General features: G+C 71.4%; 22 protein-coding genes and 1 pseudogene. 3 read left to right on the top strand and 20 right to left on the bottom strand.

What is annotated here, in order from left to right:
- Positions 1 to 25: 25 nt before the first annotated feature.
- The 3 genes from G4G93_RS00645 to G4G93_RS00655 form a co-directional block, all read right to left on the bottom strand.
- The gene (locus G4G93_RS00645) at positions 26 to 472 is read right to left on the bottom strand and encodes a Crp/Fnr family transcriptional regulator (RefSeq protein ID WP_139035029.1); all 447 of its coding nucleotides are present in this window, start codon (positions 470 to 472) and stop codon (positions 26 to 28) included.
- Entirely contained in the window at positions 469 to 3,516 is a 3,048-nt protein-coding gene (locus G4G93_RS00650) for an ABC transporter ATP-binding protein/permease (protein ID WP_165080276.1), read from the bottom strand. Before G4G93_RS00650 ends, G4G93_RS00645 begins: the two co-directional genes overlap by 4 nt.
- Positions 3,517 to 3,608: 92 nt before the next feature.
- Positions 3,609 to 3,827 (bottom strand): hypothetical protein, encoded by a 219-nt coding sequence (locus G4G93_RS00655; protein WP_165080279.1) that lies wholly within the window; start codon positions 3,825 to 3,827, stop codon positions 3,609 to 3,611.
- 391 nt (positions 3,828 to 4,218) lie between these two features.
- Here G4G93_RS00655 and G4G93_RS00660 point away from each other — a divergent pair, with 391 nt between their 5' ends.
- A complete protein-coding gene (locus tag G4G93_RS00660) occupies positions 4,219 to 4,413 on the top strand; it encodes a general stress protein (RefSeq protein ID WP_048429096.1) in 195 nt (64 codons plus the stop codon).
- Positions 4,414 to 4,681: 268 nt separating this feature from the next.
- On the opposite strand, the gene G4G93_RS00665 is transcribed toward G4G93_RS00660, so the two are convergent.
- The 3 genes from G4G93_RS00665 to G4G93_RS00675 all read right to left on the bottom strand — a co-directional run bounded on the left by G4G93_RS00665 (position 4,682) and on the right by G4G93_RS00675 (position 7,160).
- Positions 4,682 to 4,888 carry a hypothetical protein gene (locus G4G93_RS00665; protein ID WP_165080282.1) on the bottom strand — a complete coding sequence of 69 codons (207 nt, stop codon included), beginning with the start codon at positions 4,886 to 4,888 and terminating at the stop codon, positions 4,682 to 4,684.
- A gap of 136 nt (positions 4,889 to 5,024) precedes the next feature.
- Positions 5,025 to 5,546 carry a hypothetical protein gene (locus G4G93_RS00670; RefSeq protein ID WP_165080285.1) on the bottom strand — a complete coding sequence of 174 codons (522 nt, stop codon included), beginning with the start codon at positions 5,544 to 5,546 and terminating at the stop codon, positions 5,025 to 5,027.
- A gap of 810 nt (positions 5,547 to 6,356) precedes the next feature.
- The gene (locus G4G93_RS00675) at positions 6,357 to 7,160 is read right to left on the bottom strand and encodes a response regulator (RefSeq protein ID WP_139035034.1); all 804 of its coding nucleotides are present in this window, start codon (positions 7,158 to 7,160) and stop codon (positions 6,357 to 6,359) included.
- 191 nt (positions 7,161 to 7,351) lie between these two features.
- Here G4G93_RS00675 and G4G93_RS00680 point away from each other — a divergent pair, with 191 nt between their 5' ends.
- A complete protein-coding gene (locus tag G4G93_RS00680) occupies positions 7,352 to 7,606 on the top strand; it encodes a NepR family anti-sigma factor (RefSeq protein WP_246736463.1) in 255 nt (84 codons plus the stop codon).
- Positions 7,607 to 7,781: 175 nt separating this feature from the next.
- Here G4G93_RS00680 and G4G93_RS00685 read toward each other — a convergent pair whose 3' ends face one another.
- Positions 7,782 to 7,958 (bottom strand): DUF1328 domain-containing protein, encoded by a 177-nt coding sequence (locus tag G4G93_RS00685; protein ID WP_165080287.1) that lies wholly within the window; start codon positions 7,956 to 7,958, stop codon positions 7,782 to 7,784.
- 203 nt (positions 7,959 to 8,161) lie between these two features.
- Here G4G93_RS00685 and G4G93_RS00690 point away from each other — a divergent pair, with 203 nt between their 5' ends.
- On the top strand, positions 8,162 to 8,359 hold the full coding sequence (locus tag G4G93_RS00690) for a hypothetical protein (protein ID WP_165080288.1): 198 nt from the start codon (positions 8,162 to 8,164) through the stop codon (positions 8,357 to 8,359).
- Between the two features lie 150 nt (positions 8,360 to 8,509).
- Here G4G93_RS00690 and G4G93_RS00695 read toward each other — a convergent pair whose 3' ends face one another.
- The 13 genes and pseudogenes from G4G93_RS00695 to G4G93_RS00750 form a co-directional block, all read right to left on the bottom strand.
- On the bottom strand, positions 8,510 to 8,701 hold the full coding sequence (locus G4G93_RS00695; RefSeq protein WP_246736537.1) for a hypothetical protein: 192 nt from the start codon (positions 8,699 to 8,701) through the stop codon (positions 8,510 to 8,512).
- A gap of 223 nt (positions 8,702 to 8,924) precedes the next feature.
- The gene (gene recN, locus G4G93_RS00700; protein WP_165080292.1) at positions 8,925 to 10,598 is read right to left on the bottom strand and encodes a DNA repair protein RecN; all 1,674 of its coding nucleotides are present in this window, start codon (positions 10,596 to 10,598) and stop codon (positions 8,925 to 8,927) included.
- A gap of 111 nt (positions 10,599 to 10,709) precedes the next feature.
- Positions 10,710 to 11,612, bottom strand: coding sequence for an outer membrane protein assembly factor BamD (locus G4G93_RS00705; protein WP_165080294.1), 903 nt, complete (start codon positions 11,610 to 11,612; stop codon positions 10,710 to 10,712).
- Positions 11,613 to 11,864: 252 nt separating this feature from the next.
- Positions 11,865 to 12,812 (bottom strand): UDP-3-O-acyl-N-acetylglucosamine deacetylase, encoded by a 948-nt coding sequence (gene lpxC, locus G4G93_RS00710; RefSeq protein WP_165080296.1) that lies wholly within the window; start codon positions 12,810 to 12,812, stop codon positions 11,865 to 11,867.
- A 385-nt stretch (positions 12,813 to 13,197) separates the two neighbouring features.
- Positions 13,198 to 15,054: a cell division protein FtsZ gene (ftsZ, locus tag G4G93_RS00715; RefSeq protein WP_165080298.1), complete on the bottom strand. Its 1,857-nt coding sequence runs from the start codon at positions 15,052 to 15,054 to the stop codon at positions 13,198 to 13,200.
- 115 nt (positions 15,055 to 15,169) lie between these two features.
- Positions 15,170 to 16,495 carry a cell division protein FtsA gene (gene ftsA / locus G4G93_RS00720; protein WP_165080301.1) on the bottom strand — a complete coding sequence of 442 codons (1,326 nt, stop codon included), beginning with the start codon at positions 16,493 to 16,495 and terminating at the stop codon, positions 15,170 to 15,172.
- A gap of 85 nt (positions 16,496 to 16,580) precedes the next feature.
- Positions 16,581 to 17,585, bottom strand: coding sequence for a cell division protein FtsQ/DivIB (locus tag G4G93_RS00725; RefSeq protein WP_165080303.1), 1,005 nt, complete (start codon positions 17,583 to 17,585; stop codon positions 16,581 to 16,583).
- 123 nt (positions 17,586 to 17,708) lie between these two features.
- Positions 17,709 to 17,849, bottom strand: a pseudogene (locus G4G93_RS36665) (D-alanine--D-alanine ligase); the annotation flags it as partial.
- Between the two features lie 300 nt (positions 17,850 to 18,149).
- The gene (gene murB / locus G4G93_RS00730) at positions 18,150 to 19,070 is read right to left on the bottom strand and encodes a UDP-N-acetylmuramate dehydrogenase (protein WP_165080305.1); all 921 of its coding nucleotides are present in this window, start codon (positions 19,068 to 19,070) and stop codon (positions 18,150 to 18,152) included.
- On the bottom strand, positions 19,067 to 19,651 hold the full coding sequence (locus G4G93_RS00735) for an endonuclease domain-containing protein (RefSeq protein WP_165080307.1): 585 nt from the start codon (positions 19,649 to 19,651) through the stop codon (positions 19,067 to 19,069). Before G4G93_RS00735 ends, murB begins: the two co-directional genes overlap by 4 nt.
- Positions 19,652 to 19,666: 15 nt before the next feature.
- On the bottom strand, positions 19,667 to 21,082 hold the full coding sequence (gene murC / locus G4G93_RS00740) for a UDP-N-acetylmuramate--L-alanine ligase (RefSeq protein ID WP_165080309.1): 1,416 nt from the start codon (positions 21,080 to 21,082) through the stop codon (positions 19,667 to 19,669).
- 174 nt (positions 21,083 to 21,256) lie between these two features.
- On the bottom strand, positions 21,257 to 22,372 hold the full coding sequence (locus tag G4G93_RS00745) for a glycosyltransferase (RefSeq protein WP_165080311.1): 1,116 nt from the start codon (positions 22,370 to 22,372) through the stop codon (positions 21,257 to 21,259).
- A gap of 138 nt (positions 22,373 to 22,510) precedes the next feature.
- Entirely contained in the window at positions 22,511 to 23,650 is a 1,140-nt protein-coding gene (locus G4G93_RS00750) for an FtsW/RodA/SpoVE family cell cycle protein (RefSeq protein ID WP_165081288.1), read from the bottom strand.
- Positions 23,651 to 23,752: the final 102 nt, after the last annotated feature.

Raw genomic sequence — 23,752 nt, forward strand, 5'->3', positions numbered from 1 at the left:
CGCGCCTCATCATCCCGGTGCGTGGTCAGCCCGTCCGCATCTGCGCGAGCTGCTGGTTCGTCATCTCGAGGCGGTGGGCGAGCTCGCGCATCACCGCGATGGCGATCTGCGGGAACTGGCTCAGGAGCTCCAGGAAGACCCGGCGGTCGATGCGGAGCGCCGTCGTCGGCGTGACGGCCGTCACGGTGGCGGAGCGGGGCTGGTCGGCCAGGATGCCCATCTCGCCGACGAGGGCGTTGGCGCCCAGCAGCGCCAGGCGGATCGGCCCCTGCGGCCCGTCCAGGGTGACGGCGGCCTCCCCCTCCAGGATCAGGTAGGCGGCGTCCGCCGCGTCGCCCCGGTCGAAGAAGCGCTGGCCGTCGGCGAAATGCACCCGCTCGCTGGTGAAGGCGAGCAGCTTCAGGCGGGCCGGATCCACCTCGCGGAACATCGGCACTTGGCGCAGCGACTGCACCTCGGTCTCAAGCGTCATGCCTTCACATCCTGCTCGACGCGCGCCGGCTCCGGCCCCGTCTCACCCCCGGCGTGCCCGGAGACTGCCGCAGCCGGGCCCGCAACGCCAGCCCCCGGCCCCGCCTCTCCGGGGGACGCCGCCTGCCCTCGAGGCCGCTCGGGCCCCTGGATCGCGGTGCCGGAGGCCCGCAGCACCAGCTCGAACCGGTCGGCGACGCGGTCGTTCGGCAGCACCACCACGAGGCTGTTCTCGCGGCCGAACCGCTCCAGCAGCAGGCCCAGCACCGTGCGGGCGCGGGCCTCGCCGAGCGGCGACAGGGCTCCGTCGAGGACGAGGAGGTCCGGCCGGCGGATCAGGGCGCGGACCAGGCTCACCACCGCCCGCTGGGTGCTCGACAGGAATCGCCCCTCCGGGCCGACCTGATGGTCGAGCCCGACCCGGGTGATGGCGGGGGCGAGCTGCATCTCCTGGACGAGGGCGGTGCCGGTCGCCGTCACGGTCTCGACGGCGTCGGCGACCGACTGGTTGATGCGGCCGAACAGCAGGTTGTCGCGCAGCGGCGCGGCGGCGCAGACCTTGTCGGGAACGTAGAAGTCGACGCCGCCCATCCCGGCCTCGTCGAGGGCGGCGCGCAGCTGCCCCCGTGCCTCGACCACCCGCTCGCGGAAGGCGTCGTCGATCAGGCCGAGGCGGTGGCGCGGCTCGATATAGGCGAGCGGCAGGGCGATGAGCCGGGTCGCGTCGGCCGAGCCGTAGCGGCCGAGGCCGATCCAGCGCCGCCGGAGCCGCTCGAAGGCCGAGGTGCCGTGGCGCTCGGCCGAGGCCTCGGTGGCGGTGCGGCGGGCGAGGATCGCCTCGTATTCCGGCAATTCGTCGGCGGAGAGGAACGAGAACTGCTCGAACAGCGGATGCCCGCTCGGCAGGCCGCGGAAGATCTCCAGCATGGTGGCGGCGATGCGCTCGCCCATGGTGACGAGGTCGTCGGCGAGCCCGGTGCGGTCGAGGACGAGGCGCACCACCGGATGCTCGGCCAGCGCCCGGCCGGTCAGCGCCGTGGTGGTCGGCACGCCGAACAGCAGGTTCTCGGCCACCGTCGCCTGGCGGTTGTAGCGGGCGGGATCGAACGGCTCGACGAGGTGGGCGTGCCCCTCGGCCGCGAGGCGCTCGCGGAAGGCGGTCCGGGCCTCGATCAGCCGGGCGGCGAGGTCGGCGTGGCGCTCGGGATCGACCTGGCCGAGGAGGCCGAAGCGGTAGACCTCCTCGCCCATGCCGATGCGGGTGAGCCAGTCGAGGACCAGGGCGTCGAGGGCGGCGGCATCCGTGACGCCGGCCTGGGCGTAGTCGGTCCAGTCGGCCGGGAACGGCTCGACCGGGTTGCCGGTGCGCCGGGCCTCGGCGAGGACCTTGGCGTCGGTCTCGGCCGTCTCGGGGGGCCGGCGGTTGAGGCCGTACACGATGTTCTCGCGCAACGAGCCCGGAAACAGGATCGGGTCGACCCCCGCATAGGCGATGCGCCGGGTGAGCGCGGCGCCCGACCATTCGGCGAGGTCGTGGTCCTCGAGGGTGACCCGGCCGGAGGTCGGGGTCGCCCGCCGCGCCAGCACCCGGGCGAAGGTCGAGGCGGCGGGACCGCCGTCGCTGACGATGCCGATGACGGACGGGAGCGGCAGCGCGAGGGAGACATTGGTCAGCACCGGCCCGTGCGGCTCCTGCACGCCGACGCCCTCGACGGCGAGGCGCCCGCAGAGCGACTCGTCGCGCCCGGGCGCGTCGAGCCCGAGCAGGCGCTCGGGCAGGAATTGCTGCAGCACCTGCTCGTACTTCACCTGCACGTCGAGGCGCTGCTGATCCCAGTCGATCAGCTCCTTCAAGGGCGGCGGCAGGTCGCGATAGGCCGCGATCACCGCGACGAGCTGGCCGATGCTGAGCTGGCCCTTCAGCGCGAAATAGCCGCCGATGCAGTAGAACAGGAACGGCGTCATCTGCGCGAGCAGGTTGTTCAGGAACTTGACCATGAACTTGCGCCGGTAGATGCGCAGGCGCAGGTCGAACAGCGAGCCGAGGCGGTGGCCGATCTCGGCCCGCTCCCAGGCCTCGGCCCCGTTGGAATGCACCGCCGCGATGCCGTCCACCACCTCGCCGACCCGGCCGGCGAGGCGGCGCGAGGCGAGCTGGCGCTGGCGCCCGAGGCGCAGCAATTCGCGCCGCAAGCGAGGGATCACCACGAACTGCACCCCCACCACCCCGGCGGCGAGCAACCCGAGCCAGACGTTCTGGAGCAGGATGAACGTCATCGCGGTGGCGGCCTGGGTGCCCAGGAAGGCCGGCAGGATGTAGGCGTCGCCGATGAAGCCGCCGATCGGCTCGACCTCGTCGCGGATGATGGTGGCGACCTCGGAGGCCTTGGTGTGGCGCAGGGCATCCGGCGAGAAGCGCATGATCAGCGAGAACAGCTGGTAGCGCAGGCGCCGCAGCATGCGCTCGCCGAGCGCCCCCTTGGCCACGTTGATCCAGTACTTGAAGGCGCCGTTGATCAGCACCAGCAGCAGGAACATCGAGGAGAGGCCGAACAGAAGCTCGAACCGGTCGACGTCGAAGCCGGGGAACAGCAGGCGCTCGCCGCCGAACCAGTCCGGCACCTGCAGCCGCAGGATCAGGAACTTGGCAGTCTCGTTGCCCTTCTCGAAGGCGTGTCCCTGGATCGCCTCGTTGACGATGCGGCGCGGCAGGTCGAGGGAGGCGAAATAGAGCGGCAGCGAGGCCAGCACGACGGCGCAGATCAGGATCTGGTCGCGCTTCGAGTGGCGCCAGATGTAGCGGAACAGGCTGCGATCGAGGCCGCCGGAGGAGTCGGCCGCCTCCGGGTCGTTGCCGCCCTCGGGTCTGTTGCCGGTCTTGGCCGTCGCCAGCTCCCGGCCCGCCGGCTCGTGGCCGATCCGTTCCTGGCCGGTCCGTTCTTGGCCGGTCGGATTCCCCCCTGCGCGGCTGGCGCGCCCGACGGTCGGCGCCTCGCCGGCCACGCCGCCGCCCGTCCGTTCCGCCGCTCCCGCTCCGCCGCTCATGGTCCGCCGCCCCAGATCCCGCCTGCCTGTGTAGAGGGCCGGAGCGGGACTGAAAACCGCCGCAGCGTCAGGGTTTGCCGGTCGCGACCGGCTTAATCCCGGCGGGGATGATCCTTGCGGGTGGTCAGCCCGCCGATCGGCTCGTCGCCGAACTGGCGGTTCGGCTGGGGCGAGTCGCCCGGCTCCTCGGTGGTAGTCGGGCGCGGGCTGCCCTCCTCGGCCGGCATCGGCGGCATCGGGCCGCGGTTCGGCGCCGGCGCGGCCTCCGGATGGGCGGCGGCCTCGCGGCTCACCATGGACTTGTTGGTCATTCGGCAGCTCCGCGAAGATCGGGGGCGACGGACGGAGGGTGCCACGGCCCTCCCGGCCCGCAAGCAGGCCTCCGCCGTGCAACCAGGGGCGAACGCCGGCGTCCCGGCCGGGTTCCGCGCAGGGTGTTCCACGCGGAATGCCGCCGCGCGACGGGTCCGGTCTCACGGCCAAGCTTTGCACGGTGAGGAAGCCGGGCCTCACGCAGGGAGGAACAAGCTTCGCACGGCGGAGAGGGTGTTAGGCCAAGTCGCCGCGCCGGCGGAGTGTCGCAGGGGTTCGCCTGTACTGCCCCGATTCGGGAATATCGGCACGGCGACCCGCATGCGTGGCAGGAACCATCATTTCCGCTGAAGGTTGTCCGGACTGAGAACACCGGCCAAGGAGGCAATCATGGCTACCGGAAATTCGACTTCGAAGCGCGGCTTCGCGTCCATGGACCTGGAGCGCCAGCGCGAGATCGCCAGCAAGGGCGGTCGCAGCGTGCCGGCCGAGAAGCGGTCCTTCTCGCAGGATCGCGAACTGGCTTCGTCGGCCGGCCGCAAGGGCGGACAGGCGTCGGGCAGCGGGCGCGCCACCGACGAGTGAGAGGCCGATCCGGCCGGGCCCGCACGCCTGCCGGGATCCCGCTCCGCGTGACCGGGCCTCCGCCCGGCCCGTAGGGCGCCCGCCCGACACGGACCACTCGAGACTTACTCTCATGCGCCGGAGGGAGCTCAGCCCACCTCCGGCGCATCAGCGTGAGCCGTCGTCATCGCCATCGGACGCAACGAGACACCCCGGGCGCCTTGACGCTCGGGGTGTCTCGTTGCGCTGCGCCGGTACCGGGGCGCGGGTCCCTGGGATGTGATCCGCGTCAGGCTGCGAGCGGCCGCGCGGTGACCACGAGGTTGCGCCGGGCCAGCGCCGCGCAGATCACGTCGTCGACCGGGCGCACGGCGGTGACGCCGGCGAGCAGGCTCGCGAGCCGGTCGACATCCGGCTCGATGTGGCTGTCGCGGTGGGCCCGCTCGGGCGGCAGCGGCTGGGGCGACGGCGCCTCGTAGTCACGCAGGTCGATCATGGTGCGTTTCCTGTGAAAGGGGTCCGCGTGGCGCCCCAAGACGATTTCGCAAATGCGGTTGCCCGCCCTGCGACAAAAATCTGCGACGAAACAAAAATCTAAGCGGACGACGCGTTAGCCTGCCACGCGGGTCTGCTCAGAGCGTCGCGAGGCGGGACGGGAGAACGTCGCCGGCATCGGCCAGGCAACGGCTCGGCAGCAGGCGGCGGGCCTCGTGGCCGGCGAGCCCGCTGATCGCGCCCTCGCAGCCTTCCAGCATCCGCCGCCCGGTCTGGCCGGCAGGGGCGGGCTCGCGCTGCGCCACCGGGCTGCCGGCGCGCTCGCGCACCGTGACGTGGGGCAGCGCCGTGTCACGGGCGACCAGGGTCGTGTTGCGGGTGGTATCGGCCTGGTAGACGATGTCGCCCGCGGCGTTGCGCAGGGTGACCTTGGCGGCACCGAGGCCGGTGATCTCCACCGCCACCGGGACCTGCGCCTTCACGGCCGGGCGGACCGGCGTCAAGAGGTCGCCCTTCCGATGATCGCCCTTGATCGCCGCCTGCTCGACGCCGGCCGGACCGGCGAACGCCTCGACGGAGTGCTCGATCAGCGGCTGACCGACCAGGGCAAGGAGGGCGGCCGGAACCGTAATGCCGAAGAAGAAGTGCGGGCGGAGCATACGCGTGGCCCTCGCGGCGAAGCTTGAGAATGCTTCCTTAACGCATATCCGGGCCAAGTCGTTCCCACGATCGTGCCTTGGCGGGACAGTTCATGCGGCAAATGCCGCACCCTCCGTCAACCTCCCGTTAACCGGGGCGAAGCCGGGCAGCGGCCCGCGCAATCGGTGCATTTTCGCAACAGGCAACAAAATAGGATCGCGCCGACCCCCGAGCGGAACCAATCCGGCGGGATTCCCGTTGATATGGCAACCCGGCCACCTGGTCCTCCCCGCATTCCCCTTGTGCATTGGCCGGAAACTCTTTCAACGGGCCGGATCCCGATCCGGCCCGTTCTTTTGTATTTCGGCCTGATTTTTCAGTCGGGGCAAGTCTAGTCGAGGGTGTCTTGGGTCGCTTGTCCGCCCGGCCACCCGGCCGGGTCCCACTTCTGGAATTCCGGTGCAAACGCCGACCCGGTGGCGGATGGCTGGGCGCTGCCCTGGCCGGGTGCGGCGGTCGTGCCTGCGATGCCTGTCACCCGGGATCCGCAACGGGCCACCCCACGGCGCGCGGAAAGGGGCAGCCCCCTCCGCCAGCGGCCGGGAGGCCCCATCCAGGGAAAAGCCCGGTCCATAGTGATCGCCGGACATTCCCCGCTCTCGCAGGGAGGAGAGGCTTCCCCGCCCTCCTCTTGCACCGACCCGTCTTCGCGTGACGCCGCCCGGCCTGAGACAGAATCCCGACCCCAGAACGACGAAGTCCCGGCACCCACCTCGTCGGCGGGCCCGGGACTTCGCGTCAACCTTCACGCAAGGTCGTCAAGGACGACCTCAAGCGGTAGCGCGGGCCTCGCGGCGGCGGGCGCTCTGCTGGAAGAACAGCGCCTGGCTGATCACCGCCGAGACGTTGGCGGGCTGGAACGGCTTGGCGATCAGGAAGGCCGGCTCGGGCCGCTCGCCGGTGAGGAAGCGTTCCGGATAGGCGGTGATGAAGATCACCGGCACCTCGAACGACTTCAGCAGGTCGTTGACCGCATCGAGGCCCGAGGAGCCGTCGGCGAGCTGGATGTCGGCGAGGATCAGGCCAGGGCGCTTGGTCGAGGCGAGCTTGACCGCCTCGGTGCGGGTGCGGGCGACGCCCGTGACGTTGTGGCCTAGCCCTTCGACCAGGGCCTCGAGGTCCATGGCGATCAGCGGCTCGTCCTCGATGATGAGGATCTCGGTCGCCATGTCGGCGGCGAGCTCGCGGCCGGCCTCGTCGACGAGATCGCGGACCTCCGAGACGTCGACGCCCAGGATGGTCGCGGCGTCCTCCTCGGAGAAGCCTTCGAGGCAGGAGAGCAGGAAGGCCTGGCGCGGCAACGGCGTGATCTGGCCCAGGCGCACCTCGGCCGGCAGGTCGTGCTGCGCCTGCTCGGTCTGGCCGTTGACCGAGAGCGAATTCCAGATCCGGGTGAAGACGCGGAACAGATCGGCCTTGACGTTGGTGCTGCGCCCGAGGGTCTCGGGCTCGTTCACGAGCGTCTCGAGCGTCGCGGCCACGTAGGCGTCGCCCGCCACCTGGCTACCCGTGAGGGCGCGCGCGTAGCGACGCAGGTACGGCAGGTGCTGCACTACGAGTTGTGCTGTCGACATTCAGGTCCCCTTGGTGTTGTCGTTGCGCGCGGCGGCCCTCGAGTGCTCAACGCCTTGCCGGCGCATTCGTTCCGGTGCGCTGCGGAACTGACTCCGCCGCTACGCGTTGTCGCCGCAAGCGCGCGACCCGGCATACCGGGCGCCATGGCATCGCCCTGTCCGCATGTCCAGGACGGGCGAAGGGGAATGGCATGATCGATGGCAAGGGGATGCGGGGTCCGGGCGGACAGGGGCCGCAGGCGTCCGGAGACGAGGACGACCCCGCCGGGCCCGGGCAACCCGCGCTCGACCGCGACGTCCAGGGGCGGATCGGCTCGCACCTGCGCGCCATGTACGACGAACTGATGCAGCAGCCCATTCCCGACCGGTTCGTCGACCTGCTCGCCGAGCTGGAGCGCAGCGCGGCCGGACCACCGCTGGCGACTGACTCGGCGGCGGACGAGTGACGGTCACGCCCAGGACCGTCACACTCAGGACGAGTCCGCTTGAACACGGGTTTTCAGGACGACGATGACGCCGCCCCTCACGGGAGGAGCGGCGCCGGATCGCGTGACGAAACCTCCGAGCGAGATCTATCTGTGAGAACGCTCGTACAGTTTCATCGTTCTTGCAGCCTCGTCGTCAGAGCGTCGGCGAGCGGCCCCGCATCAGGCCGACCACGGCCGAGATCGCGAACAGCACGACGGCGACGAAGAAGACGAGCTTGGCCGCCTCGACGGCTGTACCGGCGATGCCGCCGAACCCGAACAGCGCGGCCACCAGGGCCACGACGAGGAAAGTGACAGCCCAACCCAGCATGGCGCGACCCCTCAGTCTGATCTCTCGGCCCGCGGCCGATCGTGGTCAGACAACGTCAAGCCTGACTTTGGGTTCCGGTTTGTCGCAGGTGGCGCAACCGGGTCGGACACCCCACATTCATGTGACGGCCGGTGACGGGGGCCGCGCGGAACTCCGGTTTCGCGCCGTACGTTCTCACCGGCGTCTGGATGGAGGGTTAAGAGATGATCCGTTCCAATGCCCCGCGTGCCGGCCTCGCGCTGCTCGCCCTGCTGGTGGCGGGTCTTCTCACGGCCTCGCCGATGGTCGTCGCCGGGATCGTCGCAGCGCTCGGTCTCGCCGGTGCTCTCGCCCTGGCGGGCTCGCGGGCGCAGGCCCCGGCCCTCGTTCCGGTGCGGGTGCGCGACCGTCGGCGGCGCTGAGCACCGCCCTCCCCTGCCGGCTTCCCTCGTCGAAGTCCGGCAGGGCGCGGGATCGCCGATCTCGCGTCCGGTCAGGCTCGCTCCGCCGCTGCGGCGGGGCGTCAGAAATCCTACATGAATCTCACATGACGCGTGCGCTTCGCTGGACGATCAGCGCTGACGCTGCAGCTCACGCTCGCGGTGGCGCAGCCGCAGCAGCAGATCGACCTGATCGAGGGGGATGGGTTGCCCGTCCACCGTGCGCTCGTAGAGCGAGCGCAGCGTCCGTCCCAGCCGATGCTGCGCCTCGACGCAGATTGCCGGCATGGTCGGATCCTGGAGGGAATCCCGGGACGCACTCACTTCCTGTTTCATCGGACCGCTGGCCCCGTGACATCGCGCGGATCCGAGGGAAGGCCGATCCGCGCCTTAGACGAACAGTCTCACGGGATATGGTAAAGAAAGAGTTAAAATTTTCTGTTTGTTCACCATGCCGGGATCGGGCACGACCGTCCCGCGAATCGTCTTTATAACTTAACCATACAGAAACGCCTGTCGAGAGGCGTGCCGCCTTGGCGCACGGCGCTCAGACCTCGGCCGCCTGCAGCAGCCGGGCCGCGGCGGCGCGGGCCTCCTCGGTCACCGTGGCGCCGGCGAGCATGCGGGCGATCTCCTCCTGGCGCGGCACCGCGGCGAGCGGCTTGACCCGGGTGGCGACCCGGTCCGAGCCCTTCACCGCCTCCTTGGCGATCAGGAAATGGGTCGTGGCGCGGGCCGCGACCTGCGGGGCGTGGGTGACGGCGACGGTCTGGACCCGGGCCGAGAGCCGGGCGAGGCGGGCGCCGATCGCGTCCGCCACCGCGCCGCCGACGCCGGTATCGATCTCGTCGAAGATCAGCGTCGGGGCCGAACCCTTGTCGGCCAGCACCACCTTGAGGGCGAGCATGAAGCGCGACAGTTCGCCGCCCGATGCCACTTTCATCATCGGACCCGGCCGCGTGCCCGGGTTGGTCTGGGCCCAGAACTCGACCCGGTCGAGGCCTGCCGGGTCGCGGGCCTCCGGATCGGTGGCGATCTCGGTGATGAAGCGGGCGCGCTCCAGCTTCAGCGGCGGCAGCTCGGCCTGCACCGCCTTGTCGAGGGCGGCCGCCGCCTTGCGCCGGCCCTTGCTCAGCGCTTCCGCCTTCTCGAGATAGGCCGCGTCGGCGGTGGCGAGGGCGGCCTCGAGCCGGCCGAGCGCTTCCTCGCCGGCATCGATCACCGCGACGTCGCCCTCGTAGCGCTGGCGGAGCGCCGCGAGGTCGTCGACCGCGACGTTGTACTTGCGGGCGGCGGCGCGCAGGCCGAACAGGCGCTCCTCGACCCGCTCCAGTTCGCGCGGATCGAATTCCGCCGCCTGGAGCGCGTCCTCCAGGCTGGTGCGGGCCTCGTCGAGGGCGACGAGGGCGTTGTCCAGGGCGTTGATGCTCGGCTCGACCAGGCTCGGTGCCTGGGCGGCGCGGCGCTCCAGCTTGCGCAGGGCCGCCGAGAGATGCGCGGTCGGCGAGCCCTGGCCGGCGACGGCATCGAGGGCCTCGTTGAGCTCGCGGGCGACCTTCTCGCCCTGCTGCATCGCAGTGCGGCGCTCGGCGAGCTCGGTCTCCTCGCCGGGCTTCGGGTCGAGGGCGGCGAGCTCCTCGACGGCGTGGCGCAGGAAATCGACCTCCTTGCGCGCCGCCTCGACCCGGGCGCGGTGCTCGGACAGCGCGGTACGGGCCTGGCGCACCCGGCGCGCCGCCTCGGCGACCGCGACCTGGCGCGATCCGAGCCCGCCGAAGGCATCGAGGATCGCCCGGTGGGTCGTCGAATCCGACAGGGCCCGGTCGTCGTGCTGGCCGTGGATCTCGACGAGCGCCGCCCCGATGGCGCGCAGCACCTGCACGCCGACCGCCTGGTCGTTGACGAAGGCGCGGGTGCGCCCGTCCGCGACCTGGATGCGCCGCAGGATCAGGTCGCCCTCGGTGTCGATGTCGGAGGCCGCAGCGATGCTCCGGGCCGGATGGTCGGCCGGCACCTCGAACACCGCCGTCACCTGCCCCTGCGCCTCGCCCTGGCGGACCAGCCGCCCGTCGCCGCGCCCGCCGAGCGCCAGCGTGAAGGCATCGAGGAGGATCGACTTGCCGGCGCCGGTTTCCCCGGTCAGGACGCTCAGGCCTTCGCGAAAGTTCAGCTCGAGCTTATCGATCAGGACGATGTCGCGGATCGCGAGCTGAACCAGCATGCCACCCTTGCCGGGACGTGAAGAAGGAAATCGGGCGGGTATCTACAGCCGATCGGGCCGCGGCGCGAGTGCGCGCCACGGCCGCATGTCCGGCTCTCGGCCGTGAGGCCCTTACTGCGCCTCGGCGGTGCGGGTGTCCATCCCGATCACGCCGCGGAACGCCTTGCTGATCCACGACGTCCTCTCCTCGCGCGGCTGCAGGCCGCCGCCCTGGAGCAGGTTGAACGCGTCCTTGTACCAGGGCGAGTCGGGGAAGTTGTGGCCGAGCACCGCCGCGGCGGTCTGGGCCTCGCCGGTGATGCCGAGCGCCATGTAGGCCTCGGCGAGGCGCTCCAGCGCCTCCTCGACGTGGCGGGTGGTCTGGTACTTGCTCACCACGTCGCGAAAACGGTTGATCGCCGCCGGGAAGTTGCGCCGCTCGAGGTAGTAGCGGCCGATCTCCATCTCCTTGCCGGCGAGCTGGTCGCGGGTGATCTGGATCTTGGCCTTGGCGTCGGCGGCGTATTCCGAGGTCGGGTACTTCTGCACCAGCTCGGTGAGCGCCACGAGGGCCTTCTCGGAGCGGTCCTGGTCGCGGGTCACGTCCGGGATCTGCTTGTAGTGCGACATCGCCAGCAGGTACTGGGCGTAGGCCGCATCCTTCGAGCCCGGATGGCGCTGGAGGTAGCGCTTCGAGGCGGTGATCGCATCCTCGTAGCGGCCGCCCTCGTAGTTCGAATAGGCGGTCATCAGCACCGCCTTCCGCGACCAGTCGGAATAGGCGTACTGCTTGTCGAGATCCTCGAACCGCTTCGTCGCGCCCTCGTAGTCGCGGTCCTCGAGCTTCGCGAGGCCCTGGCTGTAGAGCTTGTCGGCCGGGGTGTCGGCGACGACCTCCGGCTTGTACTTCTCGGAGGCGAACGGGTTGATGGAATCGATCGCGTCGCAGCCGGCGAGCCCGAGGCCGCACGCCGCCAGCAGCGCGGTCCGCAGGACGGTCACCTTCGCGTCGCGAAGCGGGTGGGCGAACGGCATTCGGGTTCTTCCCCAAGCAGGCGGCCCTGTGCACGGCCGCTGATCCACGAGCCCCTTAGCGCAGGCCGGCGCGGCGCGCCAAGCCCGTGACGGCCACAGCTCGGGTCGGAGCGGGGGCCGTCGGTCAGGAACCTCTTAACCCTGCGGGGCGAATAGGGCGCCAAAGCGGCGCGAAGAGGCAGAAGGTCCACCGCGAGGCGGCGAAAGCGGCCGGCCGTTGCTCGTTCGCAACAGCCCGCGGCAAGGCATTCTTCAGAGTTCGGGCGCGTAGACCGCCGCACCGAGGCCGACGCCGAACTCGGCGAAGACCGGCTCGCGCCGCGCGGAAGCCCCCTCGACGATGGCGTAGTTCGACCGGTCGGCGAAGAGGGCGGTCAGCACCGCGACGTTGAGACCGTGCCCGCCGCAGAAGGACTGGTAGGCGCCGAGGATCGGCAGGCCGGCCAGCGCCAGGTCGCCGACCGCATCGAGGAGCTTGTGGCGGACGAACTCGTCCGGGTAGCGCAGGCCTTCGGGGTTGACGACGCCGCCGTCGCCGACCGCGACGGTGTTCTCGAGCGAGGCGCCGAGCGCGAAGCCGGCCTTCCAGTAGCGCTCGACGTCGCGCATCATCCCGAAGGTGCGGGCGCGGGCGATCTCGCGGCGATAGGCGGCGGGGGTGAGGGTCAGCGCCTTGCGGCTGCGGCCGATCACCGGGCTCTCGAAGTCGATCTCGACGTCGAGGTGGAAGCCGCGCTCGAACGGGCGCAGCTCGGAATAGGCGCGTCCCTTCTCGGTCCGGACGGTCTTCAGCACCTTGATGAAGCGGCGGGGGGTGCCGCAGGAGATGGCGCCGGCCGCCTCGATCGCCGTCACGAAGGGAGCGGCGCTACCGTCGAGGATCGGCATTTCGGGCCCGTCGATCTCGACGAGGCAGTTGTCGATGCCGAGCCCGTAGAGGGCGGACATCAGGTGCTCGATGGTGGCGACGGCGCCGGTCTCGCGGCTGCCGATGACGGTGCAGAGCTCGGTGGCGCTGACCTGGGCGTGATGGGCCTGGATGAGGCGGTCGCGGCCGCCGGGGAGGCCGGTGCGCAGGAAGGCGATGCCGTGATTCGCCTCCGCGGGATGAAGAGTGATCGAGACGGGGTTGCCGGAATGGACGCCGATGCCTGAAAGGCCCGCGGCGGAGCGTAGGGTCGTCTGCTGACTTGTTCTCATTACCTCAGCCCTCGGCCGCGACTCACCATCGGGTCCCGTTGCCGGGCCCACGTTCGAGGCGATCCGTCCGTTGCTTGAAGCCCCTGTGGGTGTCGGTGCCGGCGGGTGGCGCGGCCTTCGCCCTTGTGCTTAGGACAGCTATAGTCGCGCTCTCAAGCACGGCCAAATCACGGATTCTTACGGTCTGTAACAGCCCGGCGGCCCCTCTCCGGCCGCGGAAAACCGTTCTGAATCAAAAGCTTGAAGAACGCGTAAACCCCGAGGCCGGGTGGCCTCGGGGTGTGTCTTTTGGGCTGCACCGGGCGGCCTCATGGCAGGATCGTGGCGGGGCGCAAGCCCCCGGGGCTCCGCCTTTCGGGCGGGCCCCGCGGGACCGGCGGCGTCCTCAGTTCGCCTGGCGACGCAGGAAGGCCGGGATCTCGAGCTGATCGTCGTCCATCATGCGGTTGCCGGCCGGGACCGCGCGGCCCTGCGCGTCGAGGTTGCCCTGTGCCGGGCGGTAGCCCTGCGGCTGCGGCGCGTAGCCCTGCGGGGCATAGGCCTGCGGGGCGGCCTGGCGCGGGGCCGGGGCGGCGTGGTGCTGCATCGGCGCCTGGGGCATCGGAGCCTGGGGCATCGGCCGCGGCGCCGGCTGCGGGGCATGGGCCGTCGGAGCGTGGGCCGGAGCCGGAGCCTGGGCCGGATGGCCGGCCTCGTCCTCGCGCCGGCCGCCGAAGCCGACGGTGGCGAGGCGGCGCAGCAGCGAGGTGCGCTTGGCGTCGGGGGTCACCTGCTGCACCGGCTCCTCGCCGCGGCTGGCCCGGATCTGGTTCTGGGCCGGCATCGGCAGGTCCTGGACCCGGGGCATGCGCGGCGCGCGCACCACCGCCGGGGACGGCGGGATGAACGGGCCGGAGCTCATCGGCATCTGCGCCTCGGAATGCGGGGCCGGGGCCGGCTCGTAGACCGGGGCCTGGCGCGGCTGGGTCGGGGTGATCTGCACCTCGTCGCGCATCAGGCTGGCGGCCTGGTGGGCGCCGGGCAGCTCCATCCGGGCGGGCTCGGGCGCGGAGGTCTGGGCATGCAGCGGGGCGTGCATCGGGGCATGCGCCACCGGCTCCGGCGCCGGGGCGCGCGCTACCGCGGCCTCGGCGGGACGAAAGGAGGCGGTGGAGGACGGCGCCGACGGCGCGGCGGCCCGGGCCCGGGCCTCGGCGCGCAGGCGCTCGGCGACCTCGGCGATGCGCTGCTCGGTCTGGGCGATCTCCGGCGAGCCGATGGCGTTGGCGTTGATCAGGGCCGGCTCGATGCCGGTGGCGACGACCGAGACCCGGATGATGCCGTCGAGGCTCTCGTCGAAGGTGGCGCCCAGGATGATGTTGGCGTCGGAATCGACCTCCTCGCGGATGCGGGTGGCGGCCTCGTCGAGCTCGTAGAGGGTGAGGTCGTTGCCGCCGGTGATCGAGATCAGCAGGCCGCGGGCGCCCTTCATCGAGACGTCGTCGAGGAGCGGGTTGGCGATCGCGGCTTCCGCGGCGCGGTTGGCGCGCTTCTCGCCCGACGCCTCGCCGGTGCCCATCATCGCCTTGCCCATGCCGCGCATGATCGCCCGCACGTCGGCGAAATCGAGGTTGATGAGACCCTCCTTCACCATCAGGTCGGTGATGCAGGCGACGCCCGAATAGAGCACCTGGTCGGCCATCGCGAAGGCGTCCGCGAAGGTGGTCTTCTCGTTGGCGACCCGGAACAGGTTCTGGTTCGGGATCACGATCAGGGTATCGACGGCCTGCTGCAGCTCGTTGATGCCCGACTCGGCGGTGCGCATGCGGCGCACGCCCTCGAACTGGAACGGCTTGGTGACGACGCCGACCGTCAGGATGCCCATGTCGCGGGCGGTGCGGGCGATGACCGGGGCCGCGCCGGTGCCGGTGCCGCCGCCCATGCCGGCGGTGATGAAGCACATATGGGCGCCCGAGAGCTGATCGCGGATCTCGTCGATCACCTCCTCGGCGGCGGCGCGGCCGACATCGGGCTGCGAGCCGGCGCCGAGCCCTTGCGTGACCCCGATGCCCATCTGGATCACGCGCTCGGCCTTCGAGGAGGTCAGCGCCTGGGCGTCGGTGTTGGCGACCACGAACTCGCAGCCGAGGAGACCCGACTCGATCATGTTGTTGACGGCGTTGCCGCCGGCGCCGCCGACGCCGAACACGGTGATGCGGGGCTTCAGTTCGCGGATGTCCGGAGCTTGCAGGGAGATGGCCATGATGCGCGAGCCTCTGATGATCGTTACGTTTCTGGTGGCGCCTTGGTGACGCCGTTTGCCGTCCCGCCCCTCCGGTGCGGCCCGTTTCCGGGGCCCGCGCCGGGAGGCGATCCCGTTAGAAGCTCTCCCGGATCCAGCGTCCGACCTTGGAGAGGTAGGTGTCCGATCCGAGACCCGCGTGGCCGGTCTGGCCGCGGGGCTCGAAATGCTCGACATGCGAGACCTGGGGGTAGACCAGGAGGCCGACCGCGGCCGAGAAGGCCGGGCCCTTGGCGGCCTCGGGCAGCCCCTTGATGCCGAGCGGCCGGCCGATCCGGACCTGGCCCTGCAGGATGCGCCGGGCGACCTCCGGCAGGCCGACGAGCTGGCTCGCGCCGCCCGTCAGCACCACCCGGCGCCCGGCCTGGGCGGCGAAGCCGGCGTTGCGCAGGCGGTCGCGCACCAGTTCCAGCACCTCCTCGACCCGCGGGCGGATGATCCGCACGAGGTGCGATTTCGGGATGTGGTGCGGCAGGTCGCGCTCGTCCTCGTCGACGCCGTGGACCGCGATCATGTCGCGCTCGTCCGACGCCGTCGCCATGGCGGCGCCGTAGAGGGTCTTCAGCCGCTCCGCCGCCGCCACCCGGGTCGAGAGCCCGCGGGCGATGTCCATGGTGACGTGGTGGCCGCCGACCGCGAGCGCGTCGCAATGGACGAGGTGGCCGCCGGAGAACACCCCGACGCTCGTCGTGCCGCCGCCCATGTCGACGACCGCGACGCCCATCTCGGCCTCGTCGTCGACCAGCGCCGACAGGCCCGAGGCGTAGGGGGTGGCGATCACCGCCTCGACCCGCAGGTGGGTGTTCTCGACCGCCAGCATCAGGTTGCGGGCGGCGGCGATCTCGGCCGTCACGACGTGCAGGTCGACGCCGAGGCGCTCGCCGAGCATGCCCGACGGATCGACCACCGCGCTCTGCTGGTCGAGGGAGTAGCCGGTCGGCAGGGCGTGCAGCACCGCGCGCCCCGGGCTGATGCTGTGGGTGCTCGCCGCCTCCAGCACCCGCTGCACGTCCGAGCCGGTCACGGCACCGGTGCGCACCGGGACCTTGGCGTCGAAATGCTGCGAGCCGAGCCGCCCGCCCGACAGGCTGACGATGACGGACTGCACCTCGACCCGGGCCATGCGCTCGGCGGCGTGGACCGCCTGGCGGATCGCGGTCTCGGCCGCCTCGAGATCGACCACGCCGCCGCCCTTGAGGCCGAGCGAGCGCTGGTGGCCGATGCCGATGATGCGGGCGAGGTGGGTGCGGCCGCGCAAGGTCGCCAGCGTCTCGACCGGCTGCAGCTCGGCCACGAGGCAGACGATCTTGCTGGTGCCGATGTCGAGCACCGACAGGGTCGCGCTGCGGCGCGCCGAGAGCGGCTTTAAGCGCGGCGTGAGACCGTGCTGGAGGAGACTCATGACGCGACGCTCACCGGGGATGACAGGGAATGGAGGGGAATGGAGGCACCGGGAAGACCGGCGGGCGTCACGTCTCGCGCGCGGGTCATGTCTCGGTACCCTTCGGTTTCTTGGACTTCTTCTGGGCCTCCAGGCGCGCCGCCGCGCCCTCCTCGGTCAGCCGCACCACCACCCGGTCGGGCAGCCGCAGGTCGACCGCGATGATGTCCTTCTCGAGCAGGCTCGACTCGGCCTCGAGCTTGACCAGGCGGGCCACCGCCTCGCGGGCGCCGGCCTCGGGCAGGCGCACGTCGATGCCGTCGAGCTTCAGGGTCCAGCGCCGTCCCGAGACCAGGGTGCCGGCCCGGATCCGGTCGCGGAGCGGCCCCGCCGCCTCGAGGAGCGCGAGGTAGTCCTTGGTGCGCAGGTTCGCCTCCTCGCCCACCACCAGCGGCAGGTCGGAGAAGCGGCCGTCGCGCATCTGGTCGATCACCGTGCCGTCGGCGGCGATCACGGCGATCTCGCCGTTGCGCTGCCACAGCGCGCTCGGCTCGCGCTCGGTGAGGGTGATGAGCAGCTCGCGGGGATAGATCTTGCGCACCGAGACCGCGCCGATCAGCGGCACGGTGGACAGCCGGTCGCGCACGTCGACCACGCTGAGGAACGGCAGCGAGTTGCGCTGGTCGAGGCCGGCGGCCTTCAGGATCTCGGCCGAGCGCAGCTGCACGAGCCCGGTGATCGTGACCTTGTCGAGGCCGAAGCCGAGGCGGCGGGCGGCCATGTCGAAGGGCGTGCCGTAGCGGGCCGAGATCTCGGCGTAGCCGCCGCCGGACACGAAGCCGGCCACCGCGACGAGGCCGAAGAACCCGAAGGCCAGGCCCATCCCGAGATGCCGCGGCATCCGCCGCTCGATCGGCACCGCCACCGAGGCGCGGCGCGGGCGCAGGAACCGCGGCAGGACGCGGGCGAGGATCGCGCCGCTCAGGCGCGGATCGCGCGAGGGAGCGCCCCAGGCCGGCGCCGTCCCCGTCTGGGGAGCGGGCGTGCCGGCCTCTCCGCCGGCATAGCCGGCGTCGGTCAGGGGCTCAGGGAAGCGTCCACCACCATCCATCGGACGAATTCACCGAAAACGATACCCGGCACGGGCTGCGATCTCCGGCGCATCGGCTTCCCTCGATCGTCCGGGAGCGCTGTCCGTGTCGGCCCTCGCTCGCCCGGCGACCGGTCGAAGGACCGGAGCGTCGTCGTCGCGAGGGGTCGGCACGGCTCACGCCCGGCATCCAAGTGCTTGATGCGCCGTTAACGCCAACTCTCGAACTCGCTGGTAAATATCCGGTAAAGTTTTCGCCGGGCGCACAGGGATCGCGCCCCCGCCGGGGCCCGGTGCTGCAACGCTGCATCCCCCCGGCGGGGGCGCCGGGACCAGGCGATCCGGAGGGCCCGGGCCGGCCGGCGCGGGGTCCGGATCGCGGTGGGAAGCCCTTGGTCTCACAAGATCTTTTCCGCGGTGCGCTCGTCCGGCTCCGGGACGGCGACGCCCTCCCGCACCGCGCGGGTCGTCCGGCTTTCGGGAGCCGCGCGGCGTTCCTCGTTCGGTTAAGACCCGGTCATCCCGTCGCAGGGTCTGCGGGCCCGCAGGCCCGGCCGGGTGGTTAACGCCCGGGCGATTCGCGAATCAGCGGGCGGCCACGCCGACCCGCTTGATCTCCCAGTGCAGCTCGATCCCCGAGGTCTCGCGCACCCGCCTGCGCACCTCCTCGCCCAGGCCCTCGATGTCGGCGGCCGAGGCGCCGCCGCGGTTGATCAGGAAGTTGCAGTGCATCTCCGAGACCTGGGCGCCGCCGCGGGTCAGCCCTCGGCAGCCGGCCGCGTCGACGAGCTGCCAGGCCTTGCCCCCGGGGGGATTCTTGAAGGTCGAGCCGCCGGTGCGCTCGCGGATCGGCTGCGCCGCCTCGCGGGCCGCGGTGACGCGGTCCATCTCGGCCTCGATCGAAGCCCGGTCGCCGGGCCGTCCGCGATAGGTCGCCTGGGTGAAGATCAGGTCGGCGGGCGCCGAGCAGTGGCGGTAGGCGAAGCCCATGTCGGCCTGCGAGAGGACATGCAGAATCCCCGAGCGGTCGACGGCGCGGGCCTCGACCAGCACGTCGGTGGTCTCGCCGCCATGCGCCCCGGCATTCATCCTGAGAGCCCCCCCGACCGAGCCGGGGATGCCGCGATAGAAGGCGAGGCCGTCGAGCCCGGCCTCGGCGGCCGCGCGGGCGAGCTTCATGTCGGGAACCGCGGTCCCGGCCCGGATCGTCTCGCCGTCGATCGCAATCGACCCGAAGGCCTTGCCGCCGAGGCGGATCACCAGCCCCGGCACGCCGCCGTCGCGCACGATCAGGTTCGAGCCGAGCCCGATCACCGTCACGGGCACGTCCGGCGGGAGGGCGGCCAGCGCCGCGGCGAGGTCGTCCTCGTCGGCGGGGGTGAACAGCAGGTCGGCCGGCCCCCCGACCCGGAACCAGGTCAGGTCGGCGAGCGGGTGGTCGGGCAGGAGGCGGCCGCGCAGGGCGGCGGGCTCCAGGGCGGCGAGGATGGCGGCGGAGGTGGTCATGGATCCGTTCGGGATGATGCAGGTCGCCCCTCCCCTCTCCCCGCGGGCGGGGAGAGGGCTCCGGCGACCTTGTCGTCGACGGAGCTAGCGGGGGCGAAGCCGGAGCGAGGGTGAGGGGGTGGTGCCGAATGAGATTCTTCCGGAGACACCCCCTCACCCCCGCCCTGCGGGCTTGCCGTGTCCCCGACAAGGGAGACACGGCCCTCTCCCCGCCCGCGGGGAGAGGAGGAGGGGCGGCGCTCTACAATGGCGGCCATGATGGTGTCGAGGACGCCCGTCACATTGCGCGCGACCTCGCCGTTCCAGAACCGGAATACGCGCCAACCCTGCGACGCCAGCCAGGCGTCGCGCTCGCGGTCGTCGCCGCTCTCGGCGTGCTGGCTGCCGTCGAGTTCGACGATCAGCTTCCCCTCACGGCAGGCGAAGCCCGCGTAGTAGCGGCCGATCGCCATTTGGCGCGCGCACTCGGCCTCTGCCAGGCGCCGGTCGCGTAAGTGCGCCCAGAGCGCCCGTTCGGCATCGGTCTGGGTCCGCCTCAGCGTGCGGGCCGGCGCCGTACCGGGATCGTCGGGGCCGCGCATCGGAATGTCAGCGCCTCACGCCGCCTTCTCGCCGATCGAGGCAAGCTCGCCCGGGAGCGCGTAGGCCCATTGCGTGATGTTGCCGGCGCCCAGGCACACCACGTAGTCGCCCGGCCCCGCGAGCCCGCCGACGATGCCGGCCAGGTCCTCGGTGCGCTCCAGCGCCACGGCGTTGCGGTGGCCGCGGGAGGTCAGGCCCGCCACCAGGGTGTCGCGGTCGATGCCCTCGATCGGCGCCTCGCCGGCCGCGTAGACGGGAGCGACGATCACCGTGTCGGCGTCGTTGAAGCAGGTGCAGAAATCGTCGAACAGCGAGGCGAGGCGGCTGTAGCGGTGAGGCTGCACCACCGCGACGACGCGGCCGTCGGTGGAGGCGCGGGCGGCCTTCAGCACCGCCCGGATCTCGACCGGGTGGTGGCCGTAATCGTCGAAGATCTGGACGCCGTTCCACTCGCCGGTGCGGGTGAACCGGCGCTTGACGCCGCCGAAATTCGCCAGCGCCTTGCGGATCGCGTCGGGCGAGACGCCGAGCTCGTGGGCCACCGCCAGCGCCGCCGTGGCGTTGAGGGCGTTGTGCTTGCCCGGCATCGGCAGGACGAGGTCCTCCATCTCCATCCGGAAGCCGGGGCGGCGGTCGCGGATCATCACCCGGAACCGGCTCTGGCCGCCCTTCAGGTCGACGTCGATCAGGCGCACGTCGGCCTGCGGGTTCTCGCCGTAGGTGATGATGCGCCGGTCCTCGATGCGCCCGACGAGATCCTGCACCGTCGGGTGGTCGATGCACATCACCGCGAAGCCGTAGAACGGGATGTTGTCGATGAAGGCGCGGAAGGCGTCCTTGATCGCGTCGAACGAGCCGAAATGGTCGAGGTGCTCGGGGTCGATATTGGTGACGATGGCGATGTCGGCCGGCAGCTTCAGGAAGGTCCCGTCGGATTCGTCGGCCTCGACCACCATCCAGTCGCCCTCGCCCATCCGGGCGTTGGTGCCGTAGGCGTTGATGATGCCGCCGTTGATGACGGTGGGATCGAGCTCGCCGGCATCGAGCAGGGTGGCGACGAGCGAGGTGGTGGTGGTCTTGCCGTGGGTGCCCGCCACCGCGACGCAGGACTTGAAGCGCATCAGCTCGGCCAGCATCTCGGCCCGGCGCACCACCGGCAGGCGGCGCTCGCGGGCGGAGATCAGCTCCGGGTTGTCGCGGCGGATCGCGGTCGAGACCACCACCAGGGCGGCGTCGGCGAGATTCTCGGCCCGGTGGCCGACGAAGGTGCGGATGCCCTTCTCGGCGAGGCGGCGCACGTTGGCGTTGTCGGACGCGTCCGAGCCCTGCACCGTGTAGCCGAGATTGTGCATCACCTCGGCGATGCCGGACATGCCGATGCCGCCGATGCCGATGAAGTGGATGGGTCCGAGCTGGTTCGGCAGCTTCATGGAAGTCGGGGTCCTTTGTCTTCTTGTTCGATGGACGGCGCCTCGCGGGCCGGCATGGTCGATGAAGGGCCGCGAGAGCATTTTCCGACGACGTGGAAACCCGTTCGCCTCAGAAAATGCGGCAAAATCAAACACCTAGAGCACCGCCCGATCGCCTTGCGATCGGGCGGTGCTCTAGCGGGCCGTGACGGCGGTCTCGACCACCAGGGCGGCGAGGCGCTCGGCGGCGTCGGGCAGGCCGGCGCCCTTGGCGGCCGCGGCCGCCTTTGCGAGCCGGTCGGGATCGCCGAGCAGCGTACCGAGATCGGCGGCCAGCCGCTCAGGGGTGAAGTCCGTTTGTGGTCTGGGAAAGGCGGCGCCGATCCGCTCCAGCACCGCGGCGTTCGCCGCCTGGTCCTGGTCGAGGGCGCCGGGGAGCGGCACCAGGATCGACGGCCGGCCGATCACCGCGAGTTCCGCCACCGTCGAGGCACCCGAGCGCGCGACGACGAGGTGGGAGGTCGCCATCTTGGCCGGCAGGTCCTTGAAGAACGGCGCCACCGTGAAGGCGGAAAGCCCCGCGCCCTCGTAGAGCGCCTGCACCCGGGCGAGATCCTCGGCCCTCGCCTGCTGGATCACGGTGAGGCGGGCGCGCAACGCCGCCGGCAACCGCACGACGGCGTCGGGCACCACGTCGCTCATCACCCGGGCGCCCTGGCTGCCGCCGAAGGCGAGGAGCTGGAGCGGGGCGTCGGGTCCTACGCCCGGATAGGGCATCCCGGCCGCCGCCAGGACCGCCGGACGGACCGGGTTGCCGGTATGGACCCGGCGCGCCGTGGCCTTGGCGGGCACGCCCCGCACCTCGGGAAAGCCGGTGGCGATCACGGAGGCGCCGCGGGCCAGGAACCCGTTCGCCCGGCCCATCACGGCGTTCTGCTCGTGCAGGAGCGTCGGCACCCGCAGCATCTGGGCGGCGAGCAGGGGCGGCACGGTGGGGTAGCCGCCGAATCCGACGACCACCGCCGGGTTGAGGCGGCGCACCTCCCGGATCGCCGCCGCGAAACCGCGCCCGAGGGTCGCGAAGGCGGCGACACGGCGTAGGGGAGAGCGCCCGCTCGAGGGGGTGGCGGAGGGCACCGCCACGATCTCCGAGGCCGGGAACTCGCCGGACAGCGCCGCGACCCGGCTGTCGGTGGCGAGCACGACCCGGATGCCGCGCTCGCGCAGCCGCAGGGCCAGGGCCTCGGCCGGAAACAGGTGGCCGCCGGTGCCGCCCGCGGCGAGGAGCACGAGGGGTTGGGCGACGGTCATCGGGCGGCCGGGGCGGGGCGGGGCATGGAAAGGCGGTCTCCGGACATGCGGTCTCCGGTCGGTCGGTCGACCCCGTTTGTCACGACGGGGCCGCCAGGTCACCCCTTGGAGGGAAGCACCACTCGGGGTTGCGCCGACTCAGTGCGCCAGCCCCTCGTCGCGGTTGAGCAGCGTCGTGCGCGGCCGGCGCCGGGTGAGGGCGATGAGGAAGCCCATCCCGAGGGCGAGCGAGATCAGCGACGAGCCGCCGTAGGAGATGAACGGCAGGGTCATGCCCTTGGCCGGCATCAGCCGGGTGTTCACCGCCATGTTGATGCAGGCCTGGAGGCCGAACAGGGCGGTGAGCCCAGTGATGGCGAGCCGGCAGAAGATGTCGTCGCTGCGCCGGGCCAGGACCAGTCCGCGCATCACGATGAAGGCGAAGAGCAGGACGATGCCGACGCAGATGATGACGCCGAACTCCTCGCCCGCCACCGAGAAGATGAAGTCGGTATGGGCGTCGGGCAGGTGGCGCTTGGCGACGCCCTCGCCCGGGCCGGTGCCGAACCAGCCGCCGGAATTGAACGATTCCTGCGACCAGAAGGTCTGGAAGTTGTCGCCCGAATCCTTGTCCATGAAGCGCTGGATGCGGGCCCGCACGTGGGGCAGGAACTCGTAGGCCGCCGCCACGCCGACGAGGCCGGCCCCGCCGAGGCCGCCGACCCAGAACCAGTGCAGGCCGGCGACGAACACCATCGCGCACCACACCATGGTCACCAGCATGGTCTGGCCGAAATCCGGCTGCAGGATCAGCGGCACGATGGTCATCGGCAGGAGCAGCACGGCGAGCGTGCCGCCCGGCATGTCGCGCCGGCGCGCGCCCTCGGCGAAGGCCCAGGCGGCCAGGATCACGAAGGCGGGCTTCACGAACTCGGAGGGCTGCACGCCGATCGAGCCGAACTGGATCCAGCGATGCGCGCCCTTGATCTCGGGCCCGTACTTGGTCGCCGCGATGCACAGCACGATGCCGAGGCCGTAGGTGACCAGCGCCATGCGCCGGATGTGGCGCAGGGAGAGAAACGACACCGCCAGGATCAGGGCGATGGTCGGCAGCAGGTACATCACCTGCCGGTTGAGGAAGTGGAAGGTCGGCAGGCCGAGGCGCTCGGCCACCGGCGGGCCGCCGGCCATCAGGAAGACCAGCCCGGCCGTCATCAGGACGCCGAGGCCGGCGAGCAGCGCCCGGTCGACCGTCCACCACCAGTCGCCGAGATGCGAGCGTTCCGCGCGGGACATCATGGCTTGCGTAGGACCCTCGTTCACCAGCCGCGACCATCGGACGGAATGGTAAACCGAGTGTTGCCGCGCCGCCGCAGCGATGCGGATCCTGCCCGTGCCGCC

Origin of the sequence: Methylobacterium sp. DB0501, from assembly GCF_011043735.1 — a bacterium.
GTDB classification, from domain to species: Bacteria; Pseudomonadota; Alphaproteobacteria; order Rhizobiales; family Beijerinckiaceae; genus Methylobacterium; species Methylobacterium alsaeris.

Coding starts and splice junctions, on each gene's coding strand:
- G4G93_RS00670 (WP_165080285.1), bottom strand. CDS start 5,546: ATGCTCCGCCCGCACTTCTTCTTCGGCATTACGGTTCCGGCCGCCCTC.
- recN (WP_165080292.1), bottom strand. CDS start 10,598: ATGCTGGTTCAGCTCGCGATCCGCGACATCGTCCTGATCGATAAGCTC.
- G4G93_RS00675 (WP_139035034.1), bottom strand. CDS start 7,160: ATGTCGACAGCACAACTCGTAGTGCAGCACCTGCCGTACCTGCGTCGC.
- G4G93_RS00645 (WP_139035029.1), bottom strand. CDS start 472: ATGACGCTTGAGACCGAGGTGCAGTCGCTGCGCCAAGTGCCGATGTTC.
- G4G93_RS00665 (WP_165080282.1), bottom strand. CDS start 4,888: ATGATCGACCTGCGTGACTACGAGGCGCCGTCGCCCCAGCCGCTGCCG.
- G4G93_RS00650 (WP_165080276.1), bottom strand. CDS start 3,516: ATGAGCGGCGGAGCGGGAGCGGCGGAACGGACGGGCGGCGGCGTGGCC.
- G4G93_RS00705 (WP_165080294.1), bottom strand. CDS start 11,612: ATGCCGTTCGCCCACCCGCTTCGCGACGCGAAGGTGACCGTCCTGCGG.
- G4G93_RS00660 (WP_048429096.1), top strand. CDS start 4,219: ATGGCTACCGGAAATTCGACTTCGAAGCGCGGCTTCGCGTCCATGGAC.
- murC (WP_165080309.1), bottom strand. CDS start 21,082: ATGAAGCTGCCGAACCAGCTCGGACCCATCCACTTCATCGGCATCGGC.
- G4G93_RS00750 (WP_165081288.1), bottom strand. CDS start 23,650: ATGATGTCCCGCGCGGAACGCTCGCATCTCGGCGACTGGTGGTGGACG.
- lpxC (WP_165080296.1), bottom strand. CDS start 12,812: ATGAGAACAAGTCAGCAGACGACCCTACGCTCCGCCGCGGGCCTTTCA.
- G4G93_RS00680 (WP_246736463.1), top strand. CDS start 7,352: ATGATCGATGGCAAGGGGATGCGGGGTCCGGGCGGACAGGGGCCGCAG.
- murB (WP_165080305.1), bottom strand. CDS start 19,070: ATGACCACCTCCGCCGCCATCCTCGCCGCCCTGGAGCCCGCCGCCCTG.
- G4G93_RS00685 (WP_165080287.1), bottom strand. CDS start 7,958: ATGCTGGGTTGGGCTGTCACTTTCCTCGTCGTGGCCCTGGTGGCCGCG.
- G4G93_RS00690 (WP_165080288.1), top strand. CDS start 8,162: ATGATCCGTTCCAATGCCCCGCGTGCCGGCCTCGCGCTGCTCGCCCTG.
- G4G93_RS00745 (WP_165080311.1), bottom strand. CDS start 22,372: ATGACCGTCGCCCAACCCCTCGTGCTCCTCGCCGCGGGCGGCACCGGC.
- G4G93_RS00655 (WP_165080279.1), bottom strand. CDS start 3,827: ATGACCAACAAGTCCATGGTGAGCCGCGAGGCCGCCGCCCATCCGGAG.
- ftsZ (WP_165080298.1), bottom strand. CDS start 15,054: ATGGCCATCTCCCTGCAAGCTCCGGACATCCGCGAACTGAAGCCCCGC.
- G4G93_RS00725 (WP_165080303.1), bottom strand. CDS start 17,585: ATGGATGGTGGTGGACGCTTCCCTGAGCCCCTGACCGACGCCGGCTAT.
- G4G93_RS00735 (WP_165080307.1), bottom strand. CDS start 19,651: ATGCGCGGCCCCGACGATCCCGGTACGGCGCCGGCCCGCACGCTGAGG.
- ftsA (WP_165080301.1), bottom strand. CDS start 16,495: ATGAGTCTCCTCCAGCACGGTCTCACGCCGCGCTTAAAGCCGCTCTCG.